This is a genomic window from Paenibacillus baimaensis (genome assembly GCF_025567575.1).
Genome location: NZ_JAOQIO010000106.1, coordinates 17,632 through 31,409 on the forward strand (window position 1 = coordinate 17,632; position 13,778 = coordinate 31,409).

A 13,778-nucleotide genomic window follows, 5' to 3' on the forward strand; every position below is an offset into this window, starting at 1 on the left:
CGTATTAAGAATGAAATTAGGAAGGTAAGGATGTGAGACGGGTATGCAAAAAGCATTGTCCCCTCAAGAAACAATAGCTCATAGCCGTTCGCCGGGGGGCTTCGGACTGTGGCAGCAATTAATGAAATACCGGTACATTTATTTGCTGACGCTGCCCGGTATGCTGTACTTTATCCTGTTCAAATTCGGCCCTATGTGGGGGCTGCTCATATCGTTTCAAGATTATAATCCGTTTCAAGGGTTTTGGGGCAGTGACTGGGTGGGCTTCAAGCATTTCCACGAGCTGTTTGCAAGCGAATATTTTTATATTATGGCTCGTAATACGTTTCTAATCAACATTTTCGGGCTGGTGTTTTCCTTTCCGCTGCCGGTCTTGCTCGCGCTCATGCTGAATGAAATCCGACACGAGACATTTAAACGAATCAATCAGACGATTATTTATTTGCCTCATTTTTTGTCTTGGGTGGTAGTAGCCAGTATGACCTTCTTTATGCTTTCGACCGATGTGGGCATTATCAATAAGATCATGATCGGTTTCGGATTGAAGCCGATTTCCTTCTTATCGAATCCAAGCTATTTCTGGGGATTAATTACCGCGCAGGGCATTTGGAAAGACGCGGGCTGGGGAACGATCATTTTTCTCGCGGCCATGGCGGGCGTCGATCCCCAACGTTATGAAGCGGCGGTTGTGGACGGCGCATCGCGAATGAGGCAGATCTGGCATATTACGTTGCCGGCGATCCGGCCGACCATTATCATCCTACTCATATTGCGGCTGGGCCATATAGCGGATGTTGGGTTTGAGCAGCTGCTGCTTATGCAAAACTCACTTGTTTTACCAGTAGCCGAAGTGTTCGACACCTACGCCTTTAATCAAGGCATCGTCCGCGGTCAAATCAGCGTCGGGGTAGCCGTAGGGATGTTTAAAGGTCTGGTTGGCTTGATTCTGGTGATGAGCTCCAATTATATCATTAAGAAAATGGGCCATGAAGGTATTTATTAGACAAGTGAGGGGGATAGAGCGTGAGTTTTGTTCAAAAGAAAGGATTAACGGTCGGCGATTATGTGAATTATTCCCTGCTGCTGTTGGTTTCGTTGATTTGCATCTTTCCCTTTTTCTATGTGTTCAGCGTGTCCTTTACCGATCCGAAGGTATATATTCCGCTTCAATTTTATGTATTTCCGGAAAAATGGTCGCTCGCGTCTTATAAATATATTTTATCTACAAACAGCTTTATTAACGCTATGAACAGCACGATATTCGTTACGGTAGTGGGAACGGCCCTGAATTTGGTCTTTACCTTTACCATGGCTTACGGATTGACCAAAACAGGGCTTCCTGGACGTTCTCTCATGTTGGGAGCGGTTGTGTTTACGCTTGTATTCAGCGCAGGTCTGGTTCCAAGCTATTTGCTAGTCAAGCAATTGGGATTGCTGAATTCATATTGGTCGCTCATTTGGCCGGGCTTAACGAATGCATGGAGCTTGATTGTAGTCAAAAGTTTTATGGATTCACTACCCAAGGAGCTGGAGGATGCAGCACGAATAGATGGCTGTACAGATTTGGGGGTGTTTCTGCGGATCGTCATTCCCCTGTCAATGCCCGCAATTGCCGCTTTTACATTATTTTTCGCAGTAGCTCATTGGAATACTTATTTTAACGCGTTGATTTATTTGTCCGATGCCAAAAAATGGACGCTGCAGGTTCTTGTAAAAACGCTTGTCATTGACTCCGACTCCAACGGCGTAGGGGCATCGGGAGCAAGCGAGCAGGGGATTGTACCGCAGGAAACGATCCGTATGGCGGCTATTATGCTGTCGATGGCACCGATTTTGATCGTGTATCCGTTTTTACAAAAATATTTCGCGCAGGGTGTTTTATTAGGCTCTGTAAAAGGATGAGAAGTGAAGTTGACAAGCACAGCAAACCGATAAAATGGAGGTTATACGACTATGGCTGGACAATCAAAACCGCAAGTGGCTTACGGAGCGGTATATTTCCGCAAATCAAATCCTCCCGGGCAGGACTGGGAACGCGATTACGCGCAAGCAGCCAAGGACGGGATGAACATCTTCCGTCATTGGTTCATGTGGGGTAATATTGAAGTTGCACCAGGCGTCTACGATTGGGAGGATTACGACCGGCACATGGATCTGGCCTCACAATACGGGATACGGACGATCATTGCAGAGATGATCTCGTTCATTCCTCAATGGATGTACCGTACGCACAGCCATCTGCTGGAGATTAATGCCGACGGCAGCAAGGTGCACGGAGAGATGAATGGCAGCAGTGCGACAGGCGGATCGTCGGGAGGCTCTGGTGGGGCCTTGTGTCTTGATTTTGCAGAGGCGAAGGAGCATGCCGGACGGTTTTTAAGAGAGCTGGTAACGCGGTATAAGGATCACCCCGGCATGTACGGGTATGATGTATGGAACGAATGCAATTACAGCCCCAACATCGGCTACTCTTCGGCGACGCAAGCCAAATTCAGAGAATGGCTGGAGCTGAAATACGGAAGCTTGAAGAAGCTGAATAAGGCATGGAATAGATATACCTACGCATCTTGGGAGGATGTTCAGGCGCCGAAGCAAATCGCACAATTTCCCGAATGCATGGATTGGCTGCAGTTCAAAAAAGAGAATTTTCATAACCATATGCAGTGGCGTATCGATTTGATCCGCAGTCTGGACAATGACAATCTGATCACCGCCCACGGAATTGCCGCGAGTCTCGAATCGATGGCTTCAGGCGGTTCGGACGATTGGCTCGCCGCCTCCAAGGTCGAGAGTTACGGCATGACCTGGGTAACGGCACGCAAAGGCAGCGAGCCGTGGAAGCAGGCACACGCTATCGATTTGCTGAGGGCATCGTCGAGACGCAAGCCCTTCTGGCATGCCGAGATGCAGGGAGGGCCGCTATGGCTGCAGCCTCAAGTAATTGGCCGTGCTAAGGAGGACGGACGGGTAGCGGCGCCGGAAGATGTTCGCCTGTGGAACTTGACATCATTGGCCGGAGGAGCGCGCGGTGTTTTATATTTGCGCTGGAGATCGCTGCTGGACGGACCGCTGTTCGGCGCTTTCGGCCTGTATGACATGAACGGGTTGCCGAATCCGCGCTCAGAGATGGCACGCACGATTGCTCAATGGTCCAATGCGCCGGAACAAGCAAGTCTGATGAGCACACAACCAATTCAAGCCGACATCGGCATCGTGGTCGTGCCTGAAACGCAGGTATTTAATCATTTGCTTCAACAGGCAGGAGAAGGTAAGTATTATACAAAATGTATGTATGGAGCTTACCGCGGATTTTTTGATAACCATATCCAGGCGGATTGGGTGCATATCGACCATATTGATGAATATTCGGCCTTATATCTGCCGTATCCGATTATGCTGACGGCTGAGCAAGCAGGGCAACTGGCCGATTGGGTGAAACGTGGCGGTACCTTGATCTCGGAGGGCTGCCCCGCCTACTTCGGGGACCGTGGAACTGTCGGTGTTATCCAGCCGAATCATGGCTTGGACCAGGTATTCGGCGCCGTTCAGCACGAAGTGGAATTTATGCCGGATATCACCCATACTTTGAGATTTAACTGGGGAGGAGGGGAGATAGGCGGCGGTTTATTCCGTCAATCATACAAACCGCTAACCGGAAAAGTGTGCGGTACCTATACGGACGGAAGTGCGGCGGTAATTGAGCATAGATATGGGGACGGCAAAGTTTTACTGATCGGCACCTTTCCTTCTGAAGCATATCAGCGTACCGAAGATCCAGGTACCCGCAGCTTTTTCAGGAATGTGCTGGCTTGGGCCGGAATAAAGCCGCAGGTTACGGTCTCCTCCGGACACCTTCAAGTAAGACTGCAAAGCGGTGATGCAGGTAAATATGCATGGATTATTAATCCGCATCATGAGCCGGTGAGTTCCTTTATTCAAATATCAGAAGCATTCGGTCCTGTAGCAGTTAAGAGCGTAATGTGGGGTGAATTTAGCGGCAGCGTGACAAACGGTCAGTTTGAGATTACGGTGCCAGCCAAGGATGCGGTTATTTTAGAGCTTTAGGTGAAAGGAAGGGGATTTAGCAGTGCGAAAAATATTTTTATACCGGAGAAGGGGAGAATTCCCAATGAAAAAACAATGGAAAACAAAAAAAACAATCGCTGTATGGGCAGTAGTGTCATTAATGGCTAGTACAACGGCCGGGTGCAGTGGAGGGGAACCGAAGACGGCAGAGCCTGCTGCTGGCGAAACCAAAGCGCCTCTCAGTATCAAAATGCTGGCCCCGCTCTATGAAGAAGTGCCCGATATGAAAAACCAATATTGGACCGAGCTGCAAAAAATGACCAATTCCAAACTCGATATTCAATGGGCGCCTTCCGGTGATTATGATACCAAATTTGATTTGGTGCTCGCCTCAGGTGACATCCCTGAGGTCATTGTCGGTAATAGCATTAGCCGTCCAACGCTTGCAACCGCTATCAAACAAGGGGCCTTCTGGGATTTGACTCCACTGTTGGGCGATTTCAAGGATTATCCGAATCTTAAAAAAAATGCGGATATTGGAGTATTTAAACTAGCGAGGATTGATGGGAAAGTATGGGGTATTCCCCGCATGCGTTCCGAGATTGATTTGAGTCTGAAATTTCGCAAGGATTGGGCTGATAAATTGGGTCTACCGCTCCCGAAAACATTGGATGAATATGCGGCCGTGATGAAGAAAATTATTGAAAGTGACCCTGATGGCAACGGTAAAAAAGATACACTTGGCCTCATCGGTCACGGCGGGATTGTGGATGACGCTACAGGTCCCTTTGAAGCTGCCTTTGGGGGGTTCACTCCCACATACGATGAGGATAAGGGCCTAATTTTCCACACGCTTACTCCCCAATACGCGGACATGATCGAGTGGTTCAGCAAGCTGTATAAGGACGGTGTTTTGGCCCAGGAATTTTCGGTTATGAAAAAGACGCAGGCTGAGGAATTATACAATACGGGTCGTGCAGTTTCTTATGGACGCAATACATGGCGCGACTGGAGTATGGAGCAGGAAATAAAAAAAACACAAAAGAATGCGGAAGTCGTCAGTCTGCAGCTGCAGGGACCTAAAGGCCCGAATATTCTATTGGGCGTACCCATTAACGCAGCATTCTATATTTCAAAAAAAGTACCTGAAGAGAAGGTCAAGCAGTTATTGAAGTATTTTGAAACTACGGCCTCAACCGAGGTTATGGCGTTCGCTTATCAGGGAATTAAGGACGTACACTATAAGATGGTTGACGGACAACCGATGCTGACTGAGCAGGGAACCAAAGAGGTCAATGTTACCAGCTTGCAGCCGTTGGCGTTAGCCTTTGATAAGTGGGTGAAGGTTAATAATCCGTCCGCTCCGAAAGCATATAACGATGCCAAGAAAAAGGAGGTTGAAGTCTACGAGAAAATTGGAGCAAAAAATCCATTCAACTGGCTTACTTCGGCTACATGGACATCCGTATGGCCTAAATATGACAGTGAGTTCAAAACGATGCAAACAAAAGCCATAGTAGGTCAAATTTCTGTGGACGAATTTAAAGCCTATGCAGAGAAGCTGCGTAAGACACCTGAGTTGAAGAAAGCGTTTCAAGAATTTGCCGAAGCCGAGAAGGAATTTAATAAGTAGGAATCGAACATGTTAGGCTAAGGGTGAGGCTTTGGGCCTCACCTGTTCACGTTGATCAAACTATGAACTGGAGGGCTTTCATGGTTAACGGGTGGCAACGTGTGTGGAAATCGATATTTACTCCGTCTAATGATTATAAAGGCGTGTTTCTACACCGAATGATCTGGCTCGGCTGTATTTCGGCATGTATTCCGGTGATTATAGGAGGAACTATTTACTACCAGACCTCCATGAGTCAAATGTACAAGCAAATTAGAGATGAAAGCCAGGTCTCGTTAACTTTGGTTAACGACCGGATGGAGCGCATCTTAGAGCGGGTCGAGCAAGAGTCGCTTAACCTGTCCATGGAGCCTATTGTGACAGAAACTTTTTTTGCTGCGGATGTTAAAAAGCAATACATTTACCAAAAACTAATATTGGACAGCATGCTGCGCAAAAAAAATGCCTCAGAGGCAGTCGGCGAAATCATTCTGTATAATGTCGGCTCCGAATTGATTTTGTCCAATGAATACGGTCATATTTCGTATCAGGATTATAAATTCCGCTCCGATCTCGATGCTGCTGTCGCATCCGCCAGACAATCGGAGTGGGTTATTTTGCCCGAATCTGGAAAAAACGGTTTTGTATCCTTTATCAGGCAGCTCCCTATCATTTCACTGGACAAAGTAAAAGGGGCTGTTATTTTTCAAGTAAAAGAAAATGAACTCAGCAGCAATTTGTTGGATTCCATATCGTTTATACCGGGCCAAGGAGTAATTGTGCTGGATACGCAAAACAAGATTATGCTCCATTCGAAAAAAAAGGAGCTGATGGGGTCAAAGATAAGCAATGACCAGGCGGTTCAAAGCATTTTTGCCTCGGGTGATAAATCAGGAAATTTCTTCTCCGGTAATCCTGCAGGAGAGCAAACTTTGTATACCTTTGTGAAGTCTTCAATGGGCCGGACATATATTTCGACCGTTCCTAAAAAAGAAATAGACAGCCGTATGAGCTGGGTGCGTTGGATCACTGTCTTCACAGTGCTGCTGCTGCTCGCAATCGGCGTATTAATCAGTTATGTGAATTCACGGAGAGTGTACAATCCGATCGAACATCTGATCAAACACGGAAAAAGCCTAAGCAGGGGCCGTATTGCAAGCAGCGACCATAATGAGCTCAATTATATTAAGGAGTGCCTTAACTTTTTAAGCAAGGAGTCGGAGCAATTGGTCGGCTATTTAAACAGCTTGGAGCCCGGACTGCGGGAACGTTTCTTTCAAAAGCTACTGGATAACGAATATAGGCAACTTAGCACGCTCAATGAGGATTGTCACCGCTTTGGCATTGCCTTGACGGGCAGCTACATTGTGATTGTTGCCGATGTAGAGCATTATTACCGCGAGACACGATTTATGCCGGAGGATAAGCCAATTGTCAGCTTTGCCATAGCTAATGTTATGGAGGAGCTATTGAACGAGTACAAGTCTTTGAACGGGTATGTCGTTAATTTCAATCAGAGCCGAGGCATCGCGATATTAAACGATTGCAGTAAAATGAACTATGATCAATTTGTTCAGGAAACCAAGCAATACGCGGCTACCGTGTGCGAGGCTTTGCAGCAATATTTGAAGCTTAAAGTATCGGTAGGTATTGGAAAAGTGTATTCCCATGCTGCGGATATTCCGGTGTCTTACAGGGAAGCGTTGACGGCGCTGCAATACCGGATGCACCGTGATACAAATCCTGTCCTTTATATTGAAGAATTGGAAGTACCAAGAACAAAAACAGCCGTCTACTACCCCCGTGCGGAAGAAAAGGCTATTTTGGCGTCATTATCCATGGGGGATTTTGAAGAAGCACAGCGGGCGCTTAAAAATTTTGCCGACGCGCTGAGCGATTCCGAGACATACAATTTTATTTATCAAGCCTACCACGTTCTGCTTTCATCTATTATTGAATCTATCGAGCAGCGTGGAGTCAGTATTCTTGACATTTTGGAAAACAACTTGTTCGATCAGCTGAAGGGAAGACAAACGCAATTGGAAATGTATGATTGGTTTGTCGACGGTTGCTTTCCTTTATATAGAAGACTCATTGATCAACATCCTGAGGATTCCGCGAAAATGGAAATAAGCCGCGTCTGCCTATATATCCAGGATCATATTCAAACGGATATTTCACTGACCTTATGCTCCGAGCTTATTGGACTGAGCCCTTCTTATGTAAGCCGGCTGTTTAAAAAGGAGATGGAAATGTCATTCGTCGAGTACGTTATGATCTGCAAGATGGAAGAAGCGAAGCGGCTGCTGCTGAACACCGAAAAAAATGTGAATGACATCGCCCTGTCAATCGGCTATTCAGAGCGCAATTTAAATCGTATTTTTCAGCGCTATCTGAAGCAGTCCCCCGGCCAATTCCGAACAAACAATCGTTAAATAAAAGATCTCAGATTATTCGTAAACAGATAAAGCCGCTAAAACCACAGTGATTTTGGTTTAACGGCTTTTTTTGTCTGCAATTATACTAGTACAGTTAGTTAAATTAGGTTTAAAGTGGCTATCCCTTTATTGAGCCCAGCATAACGCCTTTAGCAAAATACTTTTGCAGAAAGGGATATACAATAAGTATAGGCGCCATCGCAAATGTTACTGCGGCCATACGGACTGTTTCTAAGGGTGGAATTCCGTCTGCAGCCGTCCCGGAAGTACCGAGGGGCGTGGAATCTAGGACAAGCGCTTTGATCAGCACCTGTAATGTCCACTTGTTGGCATCGGATATATAGATCAAGGCATTAAAATAAATATTCCATTGCGAAACTGCAAAAAATAAAGTGAAGGCGGCAATGGCAGGCATCGAAAGGGGAATAACAATTTTAAAAAATATGCCAACGTCATTGCTTCCGTCAATTTGTGCAGATTCCTCCAGCTCAGGAGGCAGTGAATCCAGAAAGCTTTTTACAACAATTAGCGTCCACGCATTGGTCAAATTAGGCCAGATCAGTGACCAATACGAGTTAAGCAGTCCGAGACTTTTGACAACCAGATAGTTCGGAACGATGCCTGCATGAAACACCAGCGTAAAGATGACGAAGCCCAGGACGAGCTTTCTCCCATCCAGATCTTTTCTTGTAAGGCCGTAGGCCAAAGTAAACGTGACGATTACCTGTAGAATAGTACCCACTACTGTAATAAAAAAAGTGCTCTTAATGGAATTCAAAAAACTTTGTGTCGACAAAATATATTTATAAGCATCTAGGGACCATTTGGGTGGGAACAGATAAAATTGTAAAGGAACGTAAACCGCAGGGTCCGTGAATGAAACGCTGAAAATATAAATAAACGGGAAGATACAAATCAAGGATAACGAAATCAGGGCACTGTAGTTAATCCAATCCGCTGCCGTCAGTCTTTTTCTGTAAACGAAACTCATTCATTTCACCTTCTTCGTTATGAATAATCAATCAATGAAAAAGCTAGTAGATGCCCTCATATCCCAATTTTTTTACGATTTGATTAGCGGTAACTACCAGAATGAGTCCAACAATCCCTTTGAACATCCCTACAGCTACACCAACGCTGATTTTGCCGCCTACAATACCCTGAGTATACGAGTAGGTGTCAAATACATCCGCAACGGAAGTGACTAGGGGGTTCATCATTAATAACACCTGCTCGAACCCGACATCCGCCATATTTCCAAACCGGAGAATCAATAAAATGATAATGGTGGGACGAATAGCGGGCAGTGTAATATGGTAGATTTGGCGCCACCGGCTTGCTCCGTCAATTGTGGCAGCTTCGTAGCGGGCAGGATCGACTCCAGCGATTGCAGCCAGAAAAATAATCGTGCCCCAACCGGCATCCTTCCATATATTTTGCAATGTCAGCAATATCCAGAAAAACTTAGGCTCGGAGAGGAATAGAATGGGCTGATTCCCGGAAGCAACGACTAGTTTATTGATGACGCCGATATCCGAGGAGAATACGAAAAAAGTAAGACTGACCAGGATAACCCAAGATAAAAAATGGGGGAGATAGACGATCGACTGATTTATTTTTTTAAACCATTCATGTCTAACTTCATTAAGCATCAATGCCAGAACAATAGGCACAGGAAAATAAAAAACGAGGTTAAATATGCTGATAAGGAAGGTATTTCTGCCCATAATATAAAATTGTTCGCTTTGAAATAAATTAGAAAAGTGCTTGAATCCGACCCAGTTGCTCCCAAAGAAGCCTTTGAAGGGGCTGTAGTCTTGAAACGATAGCAGTAAACCCCATATAGGCATAAATTTAAAGAGAAAAAAATAGACGACTCCCGCCGACATCATCAGGTATATATATCGATTTCTTTTTATTCTGGCCCAGCGTTTGTTAGTTGGCATTATTATTCGCGCCATAGTACGTCTCCCTTCCAAACCATAAGAAGAAGGGTTGGGCAGCCAGGATAGCCTGAGGTTCCCAAATGCCCAGCCTTTACGTAGATTCAATTGATACTGCCTAAAATTCCGTGATTATTTATTCGTACGTGATTTATAATCCTTGGCGAATTCCTGATACGCTTTCTTTATTTTCGGATCGGCATTTACCTTATCCACAAATTGCTTGTATTGATCCATCGTAATCTGACCGACAACCGCTTTAATTCTCATACTTTTCAATTCAGCTTCATAGGTAGGCCATACATCAACCCATGCAGGGGAATATAAATACCCAAATACGTCGGTTTTGCCTATTTGCCCGTAAATTTCCATCTCTTTCTGTTTCGCTTCGTTAGCAGCCTTTGAGGCTCCGGCATAAGCTACTTTTCCCCATTTGGAAAAAGCGGGCGTCATGGCAGCGATACTGTCAACTGTAATTTCTTGTTTACCCAGATCGGTCAAAACCTTCTCGCCATTCACATTGTTGTAATGAACACCTTCCTTGCCATAATAGCCAAGATCGGTAATTTCCTGTGTGGCGGTTTTTTCAAAGAAATCCAATATTTTGGACACCTTATCCTGAGGTACCTTCTTGCTAATATACATGCCGCCACGGGTCCCAATGTCGAGCATGGCTCCATCGCCTCCAGGTCCTTTTAACGGCTGAAACGACACTACGTTACCATCAGGCTGGGTTTTCTTCACATTATCCGTATAAACGAAGCTGTAGTAAGCGCTGGCATCATAGGCGAATGCCCGACCCGAGCTGAACAAATCTTTTTGTTGCGTAACGGTCAGAGCGGAAAATTCTTTAGCTATCAACCCTTCTGCATAAAGTCCACGGAACCATTCGACCAGCTTAGTAAACTGCGGATTTAAATAGGAGTACATCAGACCACCATCCGCATCGTAAGTTGGATTAGGCACGCCAAAGGCAGCGTTCAGGGAAGGGGAGCCGGTGGCATCAGCGATGTCATAACCAATTGTACCGTTGCCGCCAGCTGGGTTGTTTTTCACAATAGCTTTCAGCGCATCTTTAAACTCATCTACAGTTTTAGGCACAGGAATATTTGCTTTTTCCAGCCAATCCCTTCGGAACATAATCGTATTATCGATCTGAGCTCTGCTTCGCGGAATACCCATAGTTTTTCCGTCATATTTAACGTAACTCCAAGAGCCAGGTATCATTTTATCTCGTAAATTCGGATATTTGGAGAAATCACCGAGAAAAGGAGTCAGGTCCCAAAAGGCTCCGTCTTTAATTGCATTGACCAATGTGGGGCGGGTGTAATCAGCCTTCAGAACTTCCGGAAGGTCTCCAGATGCAAGCACCAGGTCCAACTTGGCATTATAATCGTTTCCATCTAAGACGAAAGTAATATTCAGCTTAGTATTCGTAAGCCTTTGTAATTCGGTATAAAAAGCGTTATCCAACTTGGGTATGGTATTTGTAAAACTCGTCATCACATCAATAGATAAGGGACCTACTGCTTTATTGTCCGCTGCAACTGTTCCTTTCGTATCTACGGTTCCCGTGACAGGACCTGCGCTGTCGTTTGCTCCGCTGCTACAGCCGTTGAATACCAGAAGGCTAAGAAATAACGGCAGGCTGATTTTGCCCCATTTTTTGGTCATCGCCAACACCTCGATTGAGTTAATGTGGATGGTTTAGTTTAATATTCGATCACAATCGTTTCGAACAATTGCAGCTCTGGCAGCTTGAAAATGACAGATTGCTCGGATGATACCGCGAAATCTAACAACTGTTTTGATTTCAATGTATAAATGCTGCTTGGCTTCCGTTCAACAGCAAGTTCAATCTCTATAGATTGAATAGGCATCGGAGGGTGGAAGGCAGTGCCCAATTGTCCGCTTAAATTTACCAGATGAATCAGCGTGCTGCCGTCCTCTTTCTTAAGGTGAGAGGTTACCTCGACCGTTGGATAAGTATTTATAAGTAGTCTTCGTTCTACCTGAAGCAGATCAATCAAGGCGCTGAGCACCAGTTTGGAGTGAGCATGATTGCTCAGCTTTTCATAATGCTTGCCAATCGTCCAAGGGATGAGGGCGGTGCTGCCTTTACCATAGGAATGATGGATAAGCCCCGGTGTATCGGTAATGACGGTATAGTAGCATTTTTCCGGAGGACCGAACATGCAGGGAGGGATGTACCCCAGAAAACTTGTGCTTTGCGCCTTACAGTGAGCTTGAAAAAATTCATCATACAAGTACATAATGTCCAAATCTTCAAACCCTTGCAGCCGCTCTTTATCTTCCGGTTTAACGCGGAAGTAGGCACCCTGCTGACGCGGGTAGGTTTGCTCTATACGGTCCACGCCCAGCGATGCCAAACGGTATTCATGGAAAGGTGTTCCTTTCTCGTCGCAGATTGAGGAACCGCCGGTTGCCAGCAGCTTGCCTCCCGATTGCACATAGCTGTCCAGTACGCTGCATGCGGTCCCGCTCAAATTGCGGGCATCCGGCAGCAGTACGGCTTGATATGCGCTGAGCTTATCCAAGGTCGATGGATCTTCCAGAATGCTGTCGTGAATGACGTCAAATAAAATATGCTGCTCCGAAAGGATGCGGAATAGTCCCTGAAACTCTTTAATACTTCCGTAATAGCTGCTGTTTTGCGGGAAGATAAGGCATACATCGGAGAGTGATGCGATGTTGGTATAATGACGCTCGTTATCCCGGTGAAAGCCATACAATTCCTTAACGGATTCCATGCACAAACGGTCATCCTGATTATTTAATGTTCCAATTACATAAAAGTCCAACCATCCGCCATGGATTAAATCTTGTGCTAATCTGGCGCATGTATGATGTGCAGAGACGGCGGAATGGCGCATGGCAAAATCGACAAAATGAACTGCAGAATTACTGACCGCCATGTGCTCCCAGGAGTTCATCACCATATTGACATGATGAGAGGCAGAGTAATTAAATTCAGGAAGCTGACGGTCGATGCCGGTGTTGGATTCCATCCTGAAAATATCCGTACCCTCGGGAGTATAATTGCAAATAGCAACGTTGGGATTTACGGCTTTCACCGCTTGGGCGCGTCTCCTGAATAATTCGGCTACCGTTTGCTGCTTGAACTTTTCATAATCTCGATAAACGGGATCAAGGCTATCCGCTGTCAGAGGCAGTTGAGGATGACCAAATAATTGTTGAAAACGGGCCTGATCGCTGTCGGATTGACAAATCCCGTAATGATTGTAGCTGTAATCATGAGTAACATAACCATGCATATTGATGAATACACCATCAATCGGATATTTCTTGACGGCCTCCGTCATGATCTGGATCGAACCTTCCTGCTGGTACCATCCGTTAAATGCAGTATGTACCTGACCGTTATAATTGATGGTTTCGCCTTTGACGCTTTTATACAACCATTCGGGATGCTTCAAAGCAATGGCTTCGTTCAATCTGCTGAAGTCAAACCGGGCAATCAACCTCATGCCATTGGCATGAACACGTTCGAGGATTTCCCCGACAAAGTCGTTGACGAGAAGGGGATTGCGGTATTGGAAATCGAGCTCCGTAGGATAATTGGCCACAATACCGCCAACATTTAATAAAAGCACATTGGCCGAAAATGGCTTCAGGCTGCTGACAAACTCATCGGGATCCGACAGCACATCAATTTCCCGAAGATTGGTTTGAATTAAACGCATCGGTTATTCAAGCCACCACTTGTTTATTTTCATT

At 45.6% G+C, this 13,778-nt stretch carries 9 protein-coding genes; 5 read left to right on the forward strand and 4 right to left on the reverse strand.

Translation table 11 applies throughout. From position 1 onward, the window contains the following. The first annotated feature begins 43 nt into the window (after nt 1-43). The 5 genes from OB236_RS30660 to OB236_RS30680 all read left to right on the forward strand — a co-directional run bounded on the left by OB236_RS30660 (nt 44) and on the right by OB236_RS30680 (nt 8,073). Complete coding sequence (locus OB236_RS30660) at nt 44-1,003, forward strand: ABC transporter permease (protein ID WP_262687377.1); 960 nt, start codon at nt 44-46, stop codon at nt 1,001-1,003. Between the two features lie 20 nt (nt 1,004-1,023). Then, entirely contained in the window at nt 1,024-1,902 is an 879-nt protein-coding gene (locus tag OB236_RS30665; protein ID WP_262687378.1) for a carbohydrate ABC transporter permease, read from the forward strand. A gap of 51 nt (nt 1,903-1,953) precedes the next feature. Then, complete coding sequence (locus OB236_RS30670) at nt 1,954-4,065, forward strand: beta-galactosidase (protein ID WP_262687380.1); 2,112 nt, start codon at nt 1,954-1,956, stop codon at nt 4,063-4,065. A gap of 64 nt (nt 4,066-4,129) precedes the next feature. Next, complete coding sequence (locus OB236_RS30675) at nt 4,130-5,659, forward strand: type 2 periplasmic-binding domain-containing protein (RefSeq protein WP_262687381.1); 1,530 nt, start codon at nt 4,130-4,132, stop codon at nt 5,657-5,659. A gap of 80 nt (nt 5,660-5,739) precedes the next feature. Continuing rightward, the gene (locus OB236_RS30680) at nt 5,740-8,073 is read left to right on the forward strand and encodes a helix-turn-helix domain-containing protein (RefSeq protein ID WP_262687382.1); all 2,334 of its coding nucleotides are present in this window, start codon (nt 5,740-5,742) and stop codon (nt 8,071-8,073) included. Between the two features lie 121 nt (nt 8,074-8,194). Here the strand turns inward: OB236_RS30680 and OB236_RS30685 are convergent, their stop codons facing one another. The 4 genes from OB236_RS30685 to OB236_RS30700 form a co-directional block, all read right to left on the reverse strand. Further along, complete coding sequence (locus OB236_RS30685) at nt 8,195-9,067, reverse strand: carbohydrate ABC transporter permease (RefSeq protein ID WP_262687383.1); 873 nt, start codon at nt 9,065-9,067, stop codon at nt 8,195-8,197. Between the two features lie 43 nt (nt 9,068-9,110). Further along, nucleotides 9,111-10,037, reverse strand: a complete 927-nt coding sequence (locus tag OB236_RS30690; protein ID WP_262687385.1) for an ABC transporter permease — start codon at nt 10,035-10,037, stop codon at nt 9,111-9,113. A gap of 114 nt (nt 10,038-10,151) precedes the next feature. Further along, the gene (locus OB236_RS30695) at nt 10,152-11,693 is read right to left on the reverse strand and encodes a type 2 periplasmic-binding domain-containing protein (RefSeq protein WP_262687386.1); all 1,542 of its coding nucleotides are present in this window, start codon (nt 11,691-11,693) and stop codon (nt 10,152-10,154) included. A gap of 38 nt (nt 11,694-11,731) precedes the next feature. Next, on the reverse strand, nt 11,732-13,744 hold the full coding sequence (locus OB236_RS30700) for an alpha-amylase family protein (protein WP_262687387.1): 2,013 nt from the start codon (nt 13,742-13,744) through the stop codon (nt 11,732-11,734). Nucleotides 13,745-13,778: the final 34 nt, after the last annotated feature.

Coding starts and splice junctions, on each gene's coding strand:
- OB236_RS30690 (WP_262687385.1), bottom strand. CDS start 10,037: ATGGCGCGAATAATAATGCCAACTAACAAACGCTGGGCCAGAATAAAA.
- OB236_RS30680 (WP_262687382.1), top strand. CDS start 5,740: ATGGTTAACGGGTGGCAACGTGTGTGGAAATCGATATTTACTCCGTCT.
- OB236_RS30660 (WP_262687377.1), top strand. CDS start 44: ATGCAAAAAGCATTGTCCCCTCAAGAAACAATAGCTCATAGCCGTTCG.
- OB236_RS30685 (WP_262687383.1), bottom strand. CDS start 9,067: ATGAGTTTCGTTTACAGAAAAAGACTGACGGCAGCGGATTGGATTAAC.
- OB236_RS30670 (WP_262687380.1), top strand. CDS start 1,954: ATGGCTGGACAATCAAAACCGCAAGTGGCTTACGGAGCGGTATATTTC.
- OB236_RS30695 (WP_262687386.1), bottom strand. CDS start 11,693: ATGACCAAAAAATGGGGCAAAATCAGCCTGCCGTTATTTCTTAGCCTT.
- OB236_RS30700 (WP_262687387.1), bottom strand. CDS start 13,744: ATGCGTTTAATTCAAACCAATCTTCGGGAAATTGATGTGCTGTCGGAT.
- OB236_RS30675 (WP_262687381.1), top strand. CDS start 4,130: ATGAAAAAACAATGGAAAACAAAAAAAACAATCGCTGTATGGGCAGTA.